The organism is Mycobacterium sp. M23085, assembly GCF_045343915.1.
Lineage (GTDB): Bacteria > Actinomycetota > Actinomycetes > Mycobacteriales > Mycobacteriaceae > Mycobacterium.
The window spans coordinates 629,751-647,712 of sequence record NZ_CP174280.1 but is presented as its reverse complement, the minus strand read 5'-3'; the positions used below and the strand labels follow the sequence as shown (position 1 = coordinate 647,712).

The 17,962-nt window shown below is 66.6% G+C and carries 12 protein-coding genes (1 of these 12 running past the window's edge); 5 read left to right on the top strand and 7 right to left on the bottom strand.

The window, feature by feature from the left end; translation table 11 throughout:
- Positions 1-91: 91 nt before the first annotated feature.
- Entirely contained in the window at positions 92-436 is a 345-nt protein-coding gene (locus ACIUM1_RS02675) for a hypothetical protein (RefSeq protein ID WP_406817500.1), read from the top strand.
- A 5-nt stretch (positions 437-441) separates the two neighbouring features.
- On the opposite strand, the gene ACIUM1_RS02670 is transcribed toward ACIUM1_RS02675, so the two are convergent.
- Together ACIUM1_RS02670 and ACIUM1_RS02665 are read right to left on the bottom strand one after the other, a co-directional pair.
- Positions 442-1,113 (bottom strand): DUF2510 domain-containing protein, encoded by a 672-nt coding sequence (locus ACIUM1_RS02670; RefSeq protein ID WP_406815754.1) that lies wholly within the window; start codon positions 1,111-1,113, stop codon positions 442-444.
- Between the two features lie 67 nt (positions 1,114-1,180).
- Positions 1,181-1,315 carry a hypothetical protein gene (locus ACIUM1_RS02665; RefSeq protein WP_406815753.1) on the bottom strand — a complete coding sequence of 45 codons (135 nt, stop codon included), beginning with the start codon at positions 1,313-1,315 and terminating at the stop codon, positions 1,181-1,183.
- A 233-nt stretch (positions 1,316-1,548) separates the two neighbouring features.
- Between ACIUM1_RS02665 and ACIUM1_RS02660 the strand changes: the two genes are divergently transcribed.
- Positions 1,549-1,848 carry a hypothetical protein gene (locus ACIUM1_RS02660; protein WP_406815752.1) on the top strand — a complete coding sequence of 100 codons (300 nt, stop codon included), beginning with the start codon at positions 1,549-1,551 and terminating at the stop codon, positions 1,846-1,848.
- Between the two features lie 94 nt (positions 1,849-1,942).
- Here ACIUM1_RS02660 and ACIUM1_RS02655 read toward each other — a convergent pair whose 3' ends face one another.
- The 3 genes from ACIUM1_RS02655 to ACIUM1_RS02645 form a co-directional block, all read right to left on the bottom strand.
- A complete protein-coding gene (locus ACIUM1_RS02655) occupies positions 1,943-2,377 on the bottom strand; it encodes a DUF4383 domain-containing protein (protein ID WP_406815751.1) in 435 nt (144 codons plus the stop codon).
- Positions 2,378-2,454: 77 nt separating this feature from the next.
- On the bottom strand, positions 2,455-3,033 hold the full coding sequence (locus ACIUM1_RS02650; protein ID WP_406815750.1) for a cyclic nucleotide-binding domain-containing protein: 579 nt from the start codon (positions 3,031-3,033) through the stop codon (positions 2,455-2,457).
- Between the two features lie 76 nt (positions 3,034-3,109).
- Complete coding sequence (locus ACIUM1_RS02645; RefSeq protein WP_406815749.1) at positions 3,110-4,666, bottom strand: succinic semialdehyde dehydrogenase; 1,557 nt, start codon at positions 4,664-4,666, stop codon at positions 3,110-3,112.
- A gap of 176 nt (positions 4,667-4,842) precedes the next feature.
- On the opposite strand from ACIUM1_RS02645, the gene ACIUM1_RS02640 reads away from it, so the two are divergent.
- On the top strand, positions 4,843-5,190 hold the full coding sequence (locus ACIUM1_RS02640) for a hypothetical protein (RefSeq protein ID WP_406815748.1): 348 nt from the start codon (positions 4,843-4,845) through the stop codon (positions 5,188-5,190).
- Between the two features lie 74 nt (positions 5,191-5,264).
- Here ACIUM1_RS02640 and ACIUM1_RS02635 read toward each other — a convergent pair whose 3' ends face one another.
- Entirely contained in the window at positions 5,265-6,068 is an 804-nt protein-coding gene (locus ACIUM1_RS02635; protein ID WP_406815747.1) for a transglutaminase family protein, read from the bottom strand.
- Positions 6,069-6,180: 112 nt separating this feature from the next.
- On the bottom strand, positions 6,181-6,975 hold the full coding sequence (locus ACIUM1_RS02630; RefSeq protein WP_406815746.1) for a GAP family protein: 795 nt from the start codon (positions 6,973-6,975) through the stop codon (positions 6,181-6,183).
- Positions 6,976-8,163: 1,188 nt separating this feature from the next.
- Between ACIUM1_RS02630 and ACIUM1_RS02625 the strand changes: the two genes are divergently transcribed.
- Both ACIUM1_RS02625 and ACIUM1_RS02620 read left to right on the top strand, forming a co-directional pair.
- The gene (locus tag ACIUM1_RS02625; RefSeq protein ID WP_406815745.1) at positions 8,164-8,388 is read left to right on the top strand and encodes an MbtH family protein; all 225 of its coding nucleotides are present in this window, start codon (positions 8,164-8,166) and stop codon (positions 8,386-8,388) included.
- A 39-nt stretch (positions 8,389-8,427) separates the two neighbouring features.
- A protein-coding gene (locus ACIUM1_RS02620) for a non-ribosomal peptide synthase/polyketide synthase (RefSeq protein ID WP_406815744.1) crosses the window boundary here: on the top strand, positions 8,428-17,962 show its beginning. It continues 21,713 nt past the right edge of the window; the window shows 9,535 of its 31,248 coding nt (coding positions 1-9,535); it begins with the start codon at positions 8,428-8,430; its stop codon lies beyond the right edge, outside the window.

Genomic DNA, 17,962 nt, shown 5'->3' with positions numbered 1-17,962 from the left:
GAAATTGTGGATCTGCCCTTCCCCCCAAACGGGAGCGCAGCGGATTCCGGGCAACACCTCGCCCGCACTGGCCGCCCGGCGCGATGAGAGCATGGGCCGGATGACCACGCACACCTGCATGGGCTGCGGCCGCAAAACCCGCTACTCGTATGGGCGCAACTGCACCGGTTGCGGCTCAAGGACACGCTCCTCGTACTACGGAGATTGGCCGGATCGATATCAGCAGGCCGCGGCGGCGTTCGCGGCGCCGGCGAAGATCGTCAGCCTGAGCGAGAAGCATCCGACGGCCGCGTTGGCGTTGCTGGTGCCGGGCTCGCTCATCGCCATGGCCGCGGTCGCCGCGTACCCACTGGTGTTCGTGCCATTGCTGCTTCTGCTCGCCGTGGCCATGGCGGCGTCGGTCCGCTACGAGGAAACCCGCACCTCCGATACATGACCGGCTTACGGCTGAAAGGCCGGAAGAACCGTGCCGGAATCGCGAATCTCCCAGATGCTGGCTTTGTTGATGCCGTCGAAATTGATCTTGTTCAGCGTCGCCCGCGAATAGGTGAGGTCGATGGCCACCTGGGTCGAGGTGTTGCCGTACGGGTCGGTCATCGGGAAGGTGCCCTGCACGTTCACCGCGGACGCGTCGGGATAGGTGGCGTGGGCGTACTTGAGGATGTCGATGGTGTCCAACCGGGCGCCGTCTTTGATCATCTGCTCGGTGTAGTTGTCGCGAATGGCGAATCGGGCGTCGACCACCTGGCCGTTCGGACCCGGTGACGTGGTGAAGGTGACTCCGTCCGGCTTCTTGGGGCCGGCCGGCGTCGTCGGCGCCGCCTCGGTCGGTGCCGCCGCGGCCGAACCGTTCGAGGGCGGCGAGTGGCCGTCCTTCCTCGGATCGAAAAGCCAGCTCTTGCCGACGATGATCAGCAGAACGAGGACGCACAGCGCCGCCAGCGCCAGCACCGCCTTTCCGGAAAGGCCTTTCTTCTGCGGCTCGGCGGAGAACGCCCACTCGCTGGTCCAGCTGGTGCCGTCGAAGTACCGCTGCAGCCCGTGGCCTACTGCTGGGTCGGGGTACCAACCCGGCAACGATTTCGGCGGCGGCGGCGCCTGTTCAGACGGCATCTATCCATTTTCGTCGTGCCAAGGCCATCACGGCTACCCGTCCCGGCGCCCACTCGAGACAGAGCATTCAGTCCTCGTGGTCCCGCTCGGTGAGTTCCGGCGCGTTCTCGCGGGTTGCCATTCCACCCTCGCGCCCGTGGTCCGCGGGACCGGGGCGGCCACCTTTGGGCTCGTCGTCGTCCTTCTTGGAATGCTTGCCCATCGCACCCTCCCTTCATCGACCGGACGATTACCCGCGGCCACCGATCTCCAAGACAGCGGGACTGCGGAAACCGCTTCGCCAAGCCTAGGCTCTGAGCGAGTATGGCGGCGGCGGGCTCGCCGCCCGCGGGTCCGCGCTCCGCGGTGCGCCGACCGTGTGAACGCGAGATGGACCCGGCGTAACGGTTCGGCGATCGACGCGTCGGCGCGTCCGGTGCGGGTTATGAATCGAGGGTGAGCAACCACCATGTGAACCTGACACCGCAGGAAAGCTCGTTGATCGGCGAGAGTCATCCCGAGGCTCTCGCGCGCATGGACGAGAAGTCGCTGAAGGACTTGCAGGGCCGGCTGCGCCAAGCACGCGACAAGAATTTCAGCTTGTTGCGGCGTCAGGGCGCGGCCCGGGTAGCGGCCGAAGGAGGCCGCGGTTCCGCCCAACCGGCCAACGAAAAGCGCGGTGAAAAGGTGGAGATCTTCGACGAGGCACTCGCCCGGGTCGGCGAGCGGCTTGGCGCCGTCGGTGACGACGGGTAGCGGCAAGCACTGACGCACCCCAAGGTTGCCCGCTTTCGTCGCGGACCTCGCCGGCGACGATCAGTCGCGCCCGGATCGCCCTAAATCCCTTGCGCTACGGCACTTTCCGGAGATCGGCCAGCGAGTTCTTCAGCCCACCGTCCAGCCGGACCTGGACACCCGCCACCGCGATCATCACCGCCGCGGTCACCATGTGCACCACCGCGTCGGTGACGTTGTTGGGGAAGTTGAAGACGAAAGCGACCTGATGCGAGAAGAAGGCCCAAATCCCCGGCAGCGCACCCGCTATCGCGGCGAGCAGTAGGTACAGCACGGCCCACGACTTGCGAACAGCGAAGACCAGCCCGGGCGCGAACAGCGCCAGCCCGGCGATGGCGTGCCAGCCGTTGTAGTCCATTCCGAGCAGCTGGACCGTCGGCGCGGTGGGCCCGGTGGCGAAGCTGGGATTGATGATGAGGCCGATCACCGCCTGAACGACATGAAAAACGCAGATGATCAGCAACCCGATCTGGGCGAAACTCCACCTCACGTCGCCTCCTGTGCGCGGCGGGATAGCCCGAATACTACGCGCGGTAGTAGATCGCGGTCAACGAACGCACGTGGTGGCTACGCCGTGCCGTTCCGTTCGATCCAACAGGTGAGCGCATCTTCGAGCGCGGTGGCGACGTCCACACCGGCGGTGTCGGCGGCCCGCTCGAACCGCTCGACCAAGTCGGTGTGAACCGAGGCGCCCAACCTGGAGAACGGTGGTTTCGGCTTCGGCGGTAGGTCTACCGGCACGTGTCGCGCGACAGACGCGTCGATGATTGCGCGAAGTGCCGGTATCTCGTCGAGCAACGCGGCGAGGTCGTCGCGTTCGATCCGCAACAACTCGGCCGGGCCCATCGTCGTCACGGTCGCAGAACGCAGTCTCCCGCGTTGCAGAGCCGACTCGCCGATCACCTCGCCCGGCCCCAGCGCGGCGACGCGGTCCCGGCCGATGTACACCCCCACCTCCCCGCTGAGCAGGATGTAGCAAGAGTCCGACGGAGTCTGCTCATGAATCAGCGGCAACGGGGCCGATGTCGACGTGCGATGAGACGCCCGGGCCAGACGCTGTAGTTGAGCATCCGAGAAGTTAGCGAATGTGTCATACCGGCGTAGCCGAAGAGCGTCTTCCTGATATCGCTTAGCGTCTGCCTTCATAGCGGACTCCTGACCTGCGATGTGCCGCTGACATCGAAGAGCGTAACGCCGATTTATCCGGGGCCGCCGGCAAAGCTCAATTCCGGCCGGGAATCTTCATCACCGTCCGCACGATGGGCAGCAGCGACTTCTGCCAGAGCGGGCCCGGAATGCCAAGGGGTGGATCGAGATTGAACACACGCGCGGTCGCGATGGTCTGCGACTCGGTGTACTTCAACAAGCCCTCGGGACCGTGCCGCCGGCCGACGCCGGACTGGCCCATCCCGCCCATCGGGGCGCTGAGGCTGCCCCACGCGAACGCGTAACCCTCATTGACGTTGACCGTCCCCGAACGCAACCGGGCGGCGATCTGCTGGCCTTCGGCGGAGGAGCCGGCCCACACGCTCGCGTTCAGCCCGTACTCGGTGTCATTGGCCTTCTCCACGGCTTCATCCACGTCGGCGACGGGATAGATCGAGACGAGCGGCCCGAACGTCTCGTTGGCCGCGCACTCCATCTGCGGCTCGACGTCGGTCAGCACCGTGGGCTCGTAGAACAGTGGCCCGATGTCAGGCCGGGCTTTGCCTCCCGCGATCACCTTGGCGCCCTTGGCCTTTGCGTCATCCACGTGATCCGTCACCGTTTCCAGCTGCCCCGCGGAGATCAGGCTGCCCATGTCCACCGAGAAGTCGTAAGCGGTGCCCAGCTTCATGTTTCGCACCGCGGCACCGAACTTGGTGATGAAATCGTCGGCGACGTCCTTCTCGACATAAATCCGCTCGATGGAGATGCACAGCTGACCCGCGTTCGAGAAGCACGCGCGGGTGGCTGCCTTGGCGGCCTTGTCCAGGTTGGCCCCTCGCGTGACGACCATCGCGTTTTTGCCCCCGAGTTCGGCCGAAAACCCGATCAGCCGACGGCCCGCGTGTTCCGCGAGCTGCCGGCCGGTGGCGGTCGAACCGGTGAACATCAGGTAGTCGCAGTTGTCGATGATCGCGGTGCCGACCACCGAGCCCGGCCCGGGCACGATCGCGTACAGGGCTCGGGGCAGGCCGGCCCGGTACAAGAGCTCCGCACAGGCGAGGGCGCAATACGGGGTCTGGCTGTCCGGCTTGAGCACCACGGCGTTACCCGCCAGCAGCGCCGGCACCGAATCGGACGCGGTCAGCGTCATGGGGTAGTTCCACGGGGAGATCACCCCGACCACGCCCTTGGGCTGGTAGCAGACCGTGGTTTTGCCGATCCCGGGAAGCAGGGCGGGCACCGTGCGAGGCTTCAGCAGGTCCGCGGCCACGCTTGCGTAGTAGTTCGCGTTTGCGACCAGATCGATGATTTCCTCCTGCGCGGCCCAGCGGGCCTTGCCGCCCTCGGCTTGCAGCAGGTCCATCAGGAAGTCGCGGTTCTCGACGACCAGGTCCCGATAGCGCGCGATGATGTCGGCGCGCTCGGTGACCGGGCGGTTCGCCCAGGCGGCCTGGGCCGCCCGCGCCTCGGCGAATGCGGCTTCGACGTCGTCGGCCGTGCCGATCGGGATGGTGGTCAGCGGCTTGCCGGTGAAGACCTCGTCGATCGTCCTGGTCTCGCGTGCGGCGGCGTCTTTGATCGCGGCCAGCTGGCGCAAGCGGTCGAAGACCTCGGCTGACGGTGCGGGCATGTCATTACCTCTCGAACGGCGTGCAAAACACCAGACTATTGGCTTTGCAGTGCCCGGCCCGCCGGTGACGACAAAAAATCGAGGTCGTCTGCCATGGCGAAAGTGGGTAAGCAAGGTACAAGCGCGAGGCGCGTCAGGTTTTCAAACACAGGTCACTAGTGGGAAGGCGGCATCGGATGGTTCGTCACGAAGGGGGCCGCTGGGATGTCGGGGCCGAGAACAATGCGGTGTACCTCGCGCGCATCTCTGAGAGCGATGAGCGGGTGTTCGACGACTTGCTGTCCCCTCAAGAGGCCCGGGACCTGGCCGGGCTCTTGACGAAGTATGCAGACAAAGCCGATGAGGCGGACGAATCCGACGACAAGTCGGAGCGCTCCGATGAGTCGAAGGCGTCCGACGGCACCGACGAGAAATCCGAGGACTCCGACGAGTCCGACGATTCGCACGACGAGTCCGAGGATTCCGATGACGAGTCCGACGAATCGGACAACAAGTCCGACGACGCAGAAAAAGGTGGCGACTGAGGATGGACCCCGAACGGACTGCGGGACAGCCTATTCCAACGCCGCTGAACATCCGTTGCGGTACCCGGCGGACCTCAACGGATCGACACCAGTTGGTCGATGGAATCCCGGGGCAACTCGCCGTCGACAACGGCGGCCACCGCCATCCGCTGCAGCGTGATCGCGCCTTTGTGATTGTCCAGAAATGCCGTATCCGACGCATCGCGACCGGTGGCGATACGCACCAGCGTCTGCCGCGGCGCTAACAGCGTCGCGTCGACCACCCGCCAGCCCCCGTCGACGAAAGCCTCGGCGACGGCGTGAAAGTCCATCGGGTACACGCCCGGCGCGTACACGGACACCACGCGGGCCGGGACGCTGACCGCTCGCAGGAGCGCCACCACAAGGTGCGCGTAGTCCCGGCAGACACCTTCACCGGCGAGCATGGTGTCCACCGCCCCGTCAATCGGATCGCTGGAGCCGGGTACATAATCGAGTCTGGTACCCACCCACGAACTCACGTGCTCCAGCAGTTCCGCCGAATCGCGGTCATTGCCGAACTCGGTTGCGGCAAAACCAAAGAACTTGTCGGACTCGGCGTATCGGCTGGGGCGCAGGTACATCGATTGGTCGTAGTCGGTCACCGGAGCCGGATCGGTCTGACCCACGATCGTTGCCTCATAGTTGACCTGCAGTGTGCCCACCCCCGCGTCGAACTTATGGATACGGCTGCCGTGCAGTCCGCTGATTTCCAGAGGTGTGATGGGCCGTCCGTTCAAGACGAAGCGCAGCGATTCGGATACCTCCGTTCGCGGATGCGGTGCGATGGCAATCTGGAATTCAAGTGTCGTGGGCGCGGTGATTTCGACTTCGAGCTCGGTGCCCACTTCTCGTCTCATAGCGAGATACTGCGTGAGTTGTCCCGGATCCGCCACCGCGCGACTGTCAACGGGGTAGACATCTCGACAAACAGGTAAGGGATCGGCCAGGCCAAGTTCGGGCTGAGTGATGTCAAAGGACGTGCAGGCCCTGAGCCAACTGTGACACGCCGACCACCGTGAACAGGGCAACCAGAATTTGCCGGTGGTAGGTGCGCACCCAGTTGTGCAACACGAGAAGCAAAGATTGAGTTCTCGCCGGCGTGACCACATAGCCGACGAGGATGCCCTCGACGATGGCGTACATCAGGACGATGAACGCTACGGAGGCGCCGGCCTGCGCGGTGACCGATGCCCCCGAGGCCGCGATGATGGCGACGATGAAAAGGACACCGTCGACCGGCACCGAGATGATGCCGATCACCCATGCGACCCACGAGGAACCGCCCTCCCAGGCATCGTGGACGCGGCCGAGAAGCCGGCGGAATGGAGACGGATTTTCCGGCGCCTCCTCCCGGACCCGGGTCAGCAGCCGCGGCATCGCGATCGGGGCGCCGGCGACCACTGACAGTTCGGGGGAGCGGTCGTCGTCGCGCGCGGGTTGCGGCGTCCGTGGGCGGGTGAGGAAACGCACCGTCATCAGGGCGGCGATCGATAGTCCGAGCACGCCGAGGCCGATCTGGATCTTGCCGAGCGTCGAGCTCGTCGACGGTGATGCCGAGCCGTGCGCAGCATGTCCGAACATCGGGGTGAAGTTCAGCAGCATGAGCGGGATGAGCAGCTCAGGGATGCACACCGTCAACCCGCCGAGCCAGTAAGCCAGCAGGCTCGGTCCGGGTCGCGGACGAGAAATCATCAGCAGGGCGAGCCCGAGACGGACCGGATTGAGCGCAGCCAGGATCCCCAAGCCCAGCACTGACCCCCACATGGTTCGAGGCTCTACCCGCGGCCCGCGGGCACTAAACGCCGCTGCAGTACAAGTCGGGGAGCGAAAACATTCGTTTGGCAAAGGTGGCTATGAACCAGCTGTGTGCGCCCAAAGTCAATCTTGTTCAAGGGATTCGGGCCGAGTCGGGCGCGCAACCGGCCAGGTGGGAAAAGGATCTCGGATCGGAAAGCCCACCCGGTTATCTGGCCGGTTTCGCCGTAGCCGGGTTAGCGGACCGGCTCGATGCGTGTCCGCTGGCGAACGCGGTCCGCACCGTCTGCGCGTGAGATCTATCACAACAGGCCTGCGTGACGGCCTGCGCGGGGCGTAGCGGAAAGGCGACCGGCAAACCCTTCAAGACGATGCCGGCGCCGCTGATTCCGGCCGGTGCCGGCCGATCTGACGAGACCGTTTTTGGCGCGCGGCGGGGCACGCGGGTTCCCTGCAGCTATGACATCGCAGCGATCCGCCTTGCGAATCGCCATGGCGGCGAGCGCGTTCTAGCAAGCGCCCGTATGTTTTTGCATGGTTGAAGCCACCGAAATGTATTCAAATGCGAATTTCGTGAATACGCTGATAAGGGCACATTGGCGCAGGTAATTGCGTCATATCCGAGTTGGTTTTGCCGGCGGTCGGGATTGCCGGTTCCGGTTGAAGGAGAGGCCACCGGCAAATATTTGCGATCGCGTAAGCGTCACCTCGCTCGTCCGTCAGGCAAACACCAGCCAACAGTGCCGCGAGGCGAAGGGCAGGCCGGTGCGGCGTCCGCCAGGCGAAAAGAAATCCGCCACCCGCGCGACACGTTAGCTTTGCTAAGCAGCAAAATGTCAGTGCGATAGTAGGATGGTGGCGGATCTGTTCTGTGCGAACGGAATCCATAGATTGCGCACAGTATTGGGTGGGTACGCTGCGACGGTGGTTCGCGACGTCGACGGCCTTGGTGGTCACGCCCCTTGGGCTGCATTCGCTTGGTGAACTGCAAATGTCGACGGAGGGTCCAGATGGGTGCTGTGACGATCGTGTGTGCCGCCGCTCCTGCGGACAGCGTCCACCTGCGCGGGCATCCGGTGCGTGGGCCGATCGACATGCCGGCCGCGCTTGACGGCTCAATCCTCAAGTGCTGCAAAGGCGCTCGGTTCCGCCCAGCGCGATCGGTAATCAACGTCTCGGTGTTAGGGGGTCCATCCGTTGCCGCTCAATCCGTTCGATGACGACGATGGTCGTTTTTTCGTCTTGGTCAATAATGAAGAACAACACAGTCTTTGGCCATCATTCACTGTCATTCCCGATGGTTGGAGAGTAGTTTTTGGGGAAGCCGACCGCGCCACCTGCCTGCACTACATCGAAGGAACCTGGCCCGATATACGGGCGAAAAGTCTGCGCGACACGCTGACCGCGCCGGTTTTTGATTAATAGACCGATGTCGGTAAGAAGGTTCGGGGTCAAATCTTAATGGGGGGGCGTGCAGTGGAGCGTGCTGCTGACCGGGCACTTCCGGTGACGCGGGGCCAGTTAGATATCTGGCTGGCGCAACAGACGGGCAACTTCGATGTGGCTTGGCAGCTGGGTGTGCTGGTCCATATCCAGGGCGCCATAGACACCGGATTGTTGCATCAAGCTATGCGACACGTGGTGAATGAGGCTGAGAGCCTTCGGGCTTCGTTCTTCGAGGCCGACGGCCAGGTATTCCAGAAGGCCGTCGAATACGACGATGTCGAACTGGTCTTCTGTGACCTGACCGACGCGCGCGACGCCGAGCGTGAAGTCCGGGAAGCGACTTCATCGATTCAGAAAACGCCGATGCCCCTCACCGGCCCGATGATCAAGTTCGCGCTATTCCGCACGGCTCCCGACGAGTATTACTGGTTCACCACCTGTCATCACATCGCCATCGACGGGATGGGCATTGCGCTCCTTGGTCGCCGGATCGCCGCTGTCTACTCGGCGCTCGTTTCCGGCAAACCGGTTCCACCCGCTTTCTTCGGCTCGCTGCACGATCTGGTCGGCGGTGAGTTGGAATACGAGGCGTCACCCAAATTCGTTGAAGATCAAGAATATTGGACCGCGCACTGCCCCGAGGGCGCCGGTGCGGATTACCCGTCGGCCGCGCCCGGCGATGGGCGCGACCCCTATTCGCCTTCTCCGCCAGTGCAACTGGATCAGTCGGTGGTCGGCAAGGTCAAAGAGCTGTCCAAGGCGCTGGGCATCCGGCGGTCATCGGTACTCACGGCGGCCTGCGCACTTCTGGTGCGCGGCTGGTCCGCCGACGGCTCGGACGAGGTGGTGCTCGACTTCCCGGTCAGCCGCCGCGTCGATCCAGCCTCGAAGACGCATCCCGGCATGCTTGCCGGGGTGGTGCCACTGGTATTGAAGGCCGCGCCGGACACGACGTTCGCCGACTTCTGCCAGCACGTCGACGTGCGATCGCGAGAAGCGTTGCGGCATCAGCAGTTCCCAACCCGCACCCTTGCCGGCGAGGGCGACTTCAGCGGCCCGCGGCAGGCGCCCAACCGCGTGGTCGTCAACTTCGTCCCGGCCCGCATGACGCTCAGTCTCGGCGACGTGCCGGCAACGGCGAAATACACCAGCTTCGGCCCGGTGGGCCACTTCGGGCTGTTCTTCCTGGGATTCGGCGACCAGCAGTTCTTGAGCACCGTCGGCACCGGGCAACCCTTCTCGAACTTCGACGTTTCGGATCTGGGGGAGCGGCTGCAGCAGATCCTGGCGACCATGGCGGCCGATCCGGGCGCGCAGTTGTCGTCGTTGGACGTGCTGCATGCAGACGAGCATGCCCGCTTGGAAGAAGTTGGAAACACTGCGATTTTGACCGCGCGGGCGAACTCGCCGATGTCGGTGCCGGAGTTGTTCGCCACGCAGGTTGCCCGCACGCCCGAGGCCGTGGCGCTGGTGTTCGAGGGCGTCTCGGCGACCTACCGGGAGTTGGACGAGGCGTCGAATCGGTTGGCGCATCACCTGGCGGACCACGGCGCAGCACCGGGACAGACTGTGGCGCTGATGTTTTCGCGTTCGGCCCAGGCGGTCGCGTCGATTCTGGCGGTGCTCAAAACCGGGGCCGCATATCTGCCCATCGATCCCTCGTCGCCGAACGCGCGGATCGAGTTCATGCTTGCCGATGCCAAGCCCGTCGCCGCAGTGACGAGCGCAGACCTGACTGAACGGTTCGACGGCCACGGCGTGACCGTCATCGATGCCACCGATCCGCGCATCGACGCTGAACCCGCCACGGCGCTTCCGATGCCGGATCCTTCCGCTATCGCTTACCTGATCTACACCTCGGGAACCACTGGCGTGCCCAAAGGTGTTGCGGTCACCCATCACAACGTGACGCAGCTGATGAGCACGCTGGACGCCGGCCTGCCCGCCGACGGTGTCTGGTCGCAGTGCCATTCCTATGCGTTCGACGTTTCGGTGTGGGAGATGTTCGGCGCGCTGCTGCGCGGCGGACGCGTGGTGGTGGTGTCTGAAGACGTGACCCGTTCGCCCGAGGAGCTGCACGACGTCCTGGTGGCCCAGGATGTCAGCGTCTTGACCCAGACGCCGTCGGCGGTCGCGATGCTGTCGCCCGAGGGCCTGCAGGGGGTGTCACTGGCGGTGGTCGGCGAGGCCTGCCCGCCCGAAGTGGTCGACAAGTGGGCGCCCGGACGGGTGATGGTCAATGCCTACGGCCCGACCGAGACGACCATGTGTGTGGCGATCAGTGCGCCGCTGACGGCGGGATCCGGCGTACCGCCCATCGGTTCCCCGGTGCCCGCTGCGGCCCTGTTCGTGCTCGACGGCTGGCTGCGTCCCCTGCCCCCTGGAGTCGTCGGCGAGTTATACGTCGCAGGTGACGGCGTGGCCGCGGGCTACATCGGGCGGGCCGGGCTGACGGCGTCACGGTTCGTGGCGTGCCCGTTCGGCGACCGGGGCGCACGCATGTACCGCACCGGCGACCTGGCGTCCTGGGGTCCCGACGGCCAACTGCGGTATCTGGGCCGCGCCGACGATCAGGTCAAGATCCGCGGCTACCGCATCGAACTCGGCGAAGTGCAGGCCGCACTGGCCGCCCTCGACGGTGTCGAGCAAGCCGTGGCGATCGTGCGCGAAGACCGTCCGGGCGACAAACGCCTGGTCGGTTACGTCACCGGGACCGCCGAGCCCGCCGCGGCGCGCACCGCGCTCGCCGACCGGCTCCCGGCCCACATGGTGCCGACGGCGGTGGTTGCGCTCGAGGCCCTGCCGCTGACGGTCAACGGCAAGCTGGACACCCGCGCGCTGCCGGCACCCGAATACACCGCGCGTGAGTATCGCGCCCCGGGCAATGCCGTCGAGGAGATCCTGGCCGGCATCTACGCCGAGGTGCTCGGCGTCGAGCGGGTCGGCGTCGACGAGTCGTTCTTCGAGCTCGGCGGCGACAGCATCCTGTCGCTGCAAGTGGTGGCGCGGGCCCGCGCCGCCGGCCTGAGATGCCGGCCCCGAGACGTGTTCGTCGAACAGACCGTGGCCAGGCTGGCCCGGGTGGCGGGCGTCAGCGACGGGGCAGCCGACGTGATCGACGAGGGTGTCGGCCCGGTGCCGGCCACGCCGATCATGCGGTGGCTGCAGGGCATCGAGAGCGCCGGCGGCCCGATCGAAGAGTTCAACCAGACCGTGATGGTCCAGGCGCCCGCCGGGGTGACCGAGGCCGACGTCGCAATTGTGTTGCAGGCCTTGATAGATCGTCACGCGATGCTGCGGCTGCGCGTCGATCGCGACGAAGCCGACGGCTGGTCGCTGCACGTACCCGAGCCGGGGTCGGTGCGGGCCGGGGACTGCCTGCAATCAGTGGACGAGTTGAACGACAAGGTGCTGCTGGAAGCGCGCTCACGGTTGAACCCGGCGACCGGCGCAATGCTGAGCGCGCTGTGGGTCGAGCCTGCCGGTCAGTTGACCGTGATCATTCACCACCTCGCCGTCGACGCGGTGTCGTGGTGGATCTTGTTGGAAGACCTCAACGTTGCCTGGGCGCTGCACAGCGCCGGGCAGTCGGTGGAGTTGCCGCCGGCGGGGACGTCGTTCGCCCGCTGGGCCACAATGCTGACCGAACACGCCCACCGCCCCGACGTCGTCAACCAGCTGGGCGCCTGGAAGAAGGTGACGGCGACTCCGCCCGCGCTGCCGGCGGCCAGCCCCGAGGCGGATACCTATGCTTCCGCCGGGCGGTTGTCGGTGGAGCTGGATGCCGACGCGACCGGTGCACTGATCGGTGATGTGCCGACCGCATTCCACGCCGGAATCCAGGACATCCTGCTGATTGCCTTCGCGCTGGCGTGGGCGGAATTCCTGGATGACGCGGCCGACGGGATCGGCATCGACGTCGAGGGCCACGGGCGCCACGAGGAACTCGCCGCCGATATCGACCTGTCCCGCACCGTCGGCTGGTTCACCAGCAAGTACCCGGTCTCCCTGAACGTCGCCGGAGCGGTTGCCGAGCTGGGCTGGGCGCGGGTGGCTTCCGGTGACGCTGCGCTGGGCCCGGTGATCAAATACGCCAAGGAGCAGCTGCGGGCCCTGCCGGACCCGCTGACCTACGGGCTGCTGCGTTACCTCAACACCGAAGTCGAGTTGTCCGGGCCCGACCCGTCGATCGCGTTCAACTACCTGGGCCGGCAGGGCGCGGGGGGCGACTCGTCGGGTGAGGGCTGGCGCATCAACCAGGCCGGCCTGTCGCTGATCGGTGCGGCCGCGGCGGTGCCCATGCCGCTCACGCACACCGTCGAGCTCAACGCCGGCACCATCGACACCGGCACCGGTCCCCGACTGCACGCCGAATGGACTTGGGCGCCATCGGTTCTGAACGCGACGCAGATCACCCGGTTGAGCCGGCTGTGGTTCGAGGCGCTGACCGGCCTGTGCGCGCATGTGCGCGCCGGTGGGGGCGGCCTCACCCCGTCGGACATCGCGCCGGCCCGCCTGACCCAGCAGGAGATCGACGAGCTGCAACGTCAGCACCACATCGCCGACATCCTGCCGTTGACCCCGCTGCAGCAGGGTCTGCTCTTCCATTCCAGCACCGCGCAGGACAGCGACGACATGTATGCGGTGCAGCTGGACTTCACCCTCACCGGGCCCCTCGACCCGGACCGGCTGCGCGACGCAGTGCACACCGTCGTCAACCGGCATCCCCACCTCGCGGCGCTGTTCTGCGAACGGTACGACGAGCCCGTCCAGATCATCCCCGCCGATCCGGTGGTGCAGTGGCGCTACCTCGACCTGGACGGCACCGAGCACGCCGAAGCCGACCGGCTGATCGAGGAGCTCAGCGGTTCCGAACGTGCCGCGGTGCGCGACCTCGCCGGCCAGCCGGCGTTTCGCGTCGCGCTGGTCCGCACCGCCGACCGCCGGCACCGTTTCCTGCTCACCAATCACCACATCCTGCTCGACGGTTGGTCGCTGCCCATCCTGCTGCGCGAGATCTTCACCAGCTACTACGGGCAGCGGCTGCCCGCCGCCGGCTCATACCGGGCCTTCCTCACCTGGCTGGCAGACCGAGACCTCGACGCCGCCCGGGAAGCCTGGGGGCAGGTGCTGTTCGGCTTCGAAACCCCCACCCTGGTCGGACCGCAGGACCGGCTGGGGCAGGGGCGACGCGGCTTCGAAAAGTCCCGGGTGCCCCAGCAGACCACGCAGGCCCTCGGCGAGCTGGCGCGTTCCTGCCACACCACACTGAGCACCGTCCTGCAGGCCGCCTGGGCGGTGGTGCTGACCTCGCTGACCGGTCAGCACGACGTCGTCTTCGGCACCCCGCGGTCCCGCGTCGGCCAGCTGGAGGTCGACGATGCCGAACAGATGGTGGGCCTGCTGATCAACACGGTGCCGGTGCGCGCCAACATCACCGCGACCACCACCACCGCAGACCTGCTGGCGCAGCTGCAGAACAGCCACAACGACGCGCTCGAGCACCAGCACCTGGCGCTCAGCGAGATCCACCGGGTCACCGGCCACGATCAGCTCTTCGACACGCTGTTCGTCTACGAGAACTACCCCGTCGAGAGCGGCATGACGCTGGGCGCCGACGGGCTGGCCATCGCCGAGTTCACCAACCGGGAGTACAACCACTACCCGCTGACGGTCGAGGCCCTGCCCGGCAGCGAGCTCGGCCTGCACGTCGAATACGACGCCGACGTGTTCGACACCGCCGGCATCGGGTCGCTCCTCGAGCGATTCCAGCGCGTCCTGGTGGCGATGACCACCGATCCCACCCAGCGGCTGTCGTCGGTCGAGCTATTGGACCGCGGCGAGCGCGAACTGGTGCTCTCCCGGCTGTCGGGCGCCGGTGTCGCGGCACCGGTCGGGGTGGCGCCCCAGTTGTTGGCCGGTGCGCTGGCGATCGCCCCGGAGGGGCCGGCGGTGGTCGACGGCGGCCGGGAGTTGTCATACCGCGAACTCGACGAGTGGTCGACCCGGTTGGCGCGGGTGCTCATCGACGCGGGCGTGGGCCCGGAGCGCGCCGTAGGTGTGGCGGTGGGCCGGTCCGCCGAACTGGTGGTGGCGTGGTGGGCCGTCGTCAAGGCCGGCGGCATCCACGCGCCGGTGGACCTCGACCATCCGGTCGAGCGGGTGGCCGCGGTGCTGAACGCCGTCGACGCGGTGTGCGTGTTGACCCGGGGCACCGACGAGGTCGTCGGCGCGGGTACGCGCCCGATCGTGCGCATCGACGGGCTGGACCTGTCCGCGCACAGCGCCGAGCCGATCACCGACGCCGACCGTCTGGCACCGCTGACCGCCCATGACACCGCTTACGCGATCTTCACCTCGGGCTCCACCGGCACCCCCAAAGGCGTGCTGGTGAGCCACGCGGGCCTACTGGGATGGACTGCCGCGCAATGCGATTCGTGTGGGCTGGACACCAACACGCGGGTGCTGATGGTGGCCTCACCGACATTCGATGCGTCGGTCGGCGAAATGTTGCTGGCGGCGGCGTCGGGGGCCGCACTGGTGGTGGCACCGCCGCAGGTATACGCGGGCGAACCGCTGACCGCCTTGCTGCAGAGCCAGCGCGTCAGCGCGGCGTTCCTGACCCCGACGGTACTGTCGTCGCTGGATCGCACCCGGCTGGCCGGTTTCGACACGCTGATGGTCGGCGGCGAGGCCTGCCCGAAGGAATTGGTGGCCGCCTGGGCGCCCGGGCGGCGCATGTTCAATGTGTACGGGCCGAGCGAAACCACCATCTGGGTCACCTCCAGCACACCGCTGTCGGCCGACGGTCCGGTGCGCATCGGCACCCCACTGCCGGGCGTCTGCGCGGTGGTGCTCGACGATTGGCTGCGGCCGGTTCCGGTCGGCGTGGTGGGCGAGTTGTATGTGAGCGGGCCGGCATTGGGCCACGGCTACCTGGGCCGGGCGGACCTCACCGCGGAACGATTCGTGGCCAACCCATTCGGCGGCGCCGGGTCGCGCATGTATCGCACCGGCGACCTGGTGCGCTGGACCCGCGACGGGGACCTGGACTTTGTCGGTCGCGCCGACAGTCAGATCAAACTGCGCGGCCAGCGCGTCGAATTGGGCGAGATCGAGAACACGCTGCTGGCCTGCCCGGAGGTCACCCAGGCCGCCGTCACGGTGCTGGACAGTAACACCGGTTCGCATCTGGTCGCCTACGTCACGCTCGACCACGCGGTCAGCGCCGACCGCGACGAGGACAACGTCGAAGAGTGGCAACACCTTTACGACGATCTCTACGGGGCCGACCTCGCGGCCGGCTTCGGCGAGGACTTCCGCGGCTGGAACAACAGCTACACCGGTGAGGCGATCCCGCTCGAGGAGATGACCGAATGGCGTTCGGCCACAGTCGATCGGATCATGTCGCTGCAGCCGCGTCGAGTGCTGGAGATCGGTGCGGGCTCGGGGTTGCTGCTGTCGCAGATCGCGCCGCAGGCCGATGAGTATGTGGCCACCGACTTCTCGCCGGTGGCGATCGAGAACCTGGCTCGCTCGATGGAGCAACTACACCTCCCATGGCGCGACCGGGTACAACTGCTGACCCAGCCGGCCCACGTCACCGACGGACTGCCGCGCGGGCACTTCGACACGATCATCTTGAACTCGGTCGTTCAGTACTTTCCGAACGCGGGATACCTGGCCGAGGTCATCGACAACGCCATGGAGCTGCTGGCACCCGGCGGGGCGGTGTTCATCGGCGACGTCCGTAACCACAGCCTGCAGGGCGCATTCCAGACGGCGATCGCGCTGGCCCGGGGCGGCACCGCAGTTACCGAAGCCGCCGAGCTGCACCAGCGGGTGCGCCACGCCATGCTCGGTGAAACCGAATTACTGTTGGCCCCAGAGTTTTTCACCACCTGGGCGGTCAACTGCCCGTCTGCCGGCGGCATCGACATCCAAGTCAAACGCGGATTCGCCGACAACGAACTGAACCGGTACCGCTACGACATCGTCATCCGCAAGGCTCCCGCACCCGTGCGCTCCGTCGCCGACGCCCCCACCTGGTCGTGGACCGAATGCGCGGGCCTGGACGGGCTGCGCGACGTGTTGGCGTCCCAATGGCCCGCCGTCATCCGCGTCGCCGACATCCCGCACGCCGGGGTCATCGCCGACGTCCGCGTCGAAACGGCGCTCGCCGAGGGACAACCCGTGGCCGAGGCCATCGCCCAGGCCGGCAACGTCCCTGACGCCGCCGTCGCCGAAGAGATACATCGCATCGGTGAATCCGTCGGGTATCGCGTCGCGGTGACCTGGGGAACCCAACCCGGCACGCTCAGCGCGGTTTTCGTCGACGCCGCCGACGCCGAACCCCTGACCGATCTCTACCTGCCTCCCACCGGGGCTCGGCGGCGCACCAGCTACGCCAACGACCCCCGCGCCAACACCAAGATCGGCGAGGTGCGCGAACGGCTGAGCGCATGGCTGCCGGAATACATGGTTCCGACACACATTGTGGCGCTAGAGGAATTCCCGATGACCTCGTCGGGCAAGCTCGACCGCAAAGCCTTGCCCGCACCGGAGTACCAGGACGTGGACCGGTACCGCGCCCCGAGTACCGCGGCCGAGGAGATCTTGGTCGGCATCTACGCACAGGTGCTCGGGCTGGAGCAGGTCGGCGTCGACGACTCGTTCTTCGACCTGGGTGGGGACTCTTTGTCGGCGATGCGCCTGATCGCCGCCGTGAACACGAGCCTGAACTCCAACCTTGGCGTGCGGGCGGTATTCGAGGCGCCCACTGCCGCGGAGTTGGCGCTCCTGGCCAGCGGCGACGCCGATCGTCCGGAGCCGCTGGTGGCGGGGGAGCGCCCGGCGGTGATTCCGCTGTCGTTCGCCCAGACCCGGTTGTGGTTCATCGACCAATTCCAGGGGCCCTCACCGATTTACAACGTCACCGTGGCATTGCGGCTGCGCGGACAGCTGGACTCCGCCGCCCTGGCCGCGGCGCTGGCCGATGTCGTGGGCCGCCACGAAAGCCTGCGCACGGTGTTTGCCGCGACCGACGGGGTCCCGCAGCAGGTGGTGATTCCCGCCGAGCAGATCGGTTTCGCCTGCGCCGTCGTGGATGCGCGCGGTTGGGCGGAAGACCGGCTACATGAACGGATGGCGGCGGCGGCCCAGTACGCCTTCGACCTGTCCAGCGAAAGCCCTTTGCACACAGAGCTGTTCACTCTCAGCGACGACGAACACGTGCTGGTGGTCGCGGTGCACCACATCGCCGCCGACGGCTGGTCGATCACACCGTTCGCGCGCGACCTGGGAGTGGCATACGCCAGCCGGTGTGCGGGACACGCCCCGGACTGGGCGCCGCTGGCGGTGCAGTACGTGGACTACACGCTATGGCAGCGCGCGTATCTGGGCGATGTGGAAGACAGCAACAGCCGCATCGCCGCCCAACTGGACTTCTGGGCGGACACGCTCGCCGGGCTGCCCGAACGCCTGCAGCTGCCCACCGATCGGCCCTACCCGCAGGTCGCCGACCACCGCGGCGCCCGCCTGGCGGTGGACT

Bases quoted from the DNA above. Each gene is read 5' to 3' on its own strand.
- ACIUM1_RS02675 (WP_406817500.1), top strand. From the start codon at position 92: ATGGGCCGGATGACCACGCACACCTGCATGGGCTGCGGCCGCAAAACC.
- ACIUM1_RS02670 (WP_406815754.1), bottom strand. From the start codon at position 1,113: ATGCCGTCTGAACAGGCGCCGCCGCCGCCGAAATCGTTGCCGGGTTGG.
- ACIUM1_RS02665 (WP_406815753.1), bottom strand. From the start codon at position 1,315: ATGGGCAAGCATTCCAAGAAGGACGACGACGAGCCCAAAGGTGGCCGC.
- ACIUM1_RS02650 (WP_406815750.1), bottom strand. From the start codon at position 3,033: ATGAAGGCAGACGCTAAGCGATATCAGGAAGACGCTCTTCGGCTACGC.
- ACIUM1_RS02645 (WP_406815749.1), bottom strand. From the start codon at position 4,666: ATGCCCGCACCGTCAGCCGAGGTCTTCGACCGCTTGCGCCAGCTGGCC.
- ACIUM1_RS02640 (WP_406815748.1), top strand. From the start codon at position 4,843: ATGGTTCGTCACGAAGGGGGCCGCTGGGATGTCGGGGCCGAGAACAAT.
- ACIUM1_RS02635 (WP_406815747.1), bottom strand. From the start codon at position 6,068: ATGAGACGAGAAGTGGGCACCGAGCTCGAAGTCGAAATCACCGCGCCC.
- ACIUM1_RS02630 (WP_406815746.1), bottom strand. From the start codon at position 6,975: ATGTGGGGGTCAGTGCTGGGCTTGGGGATCCTGGCTGCGCTCAATCCG.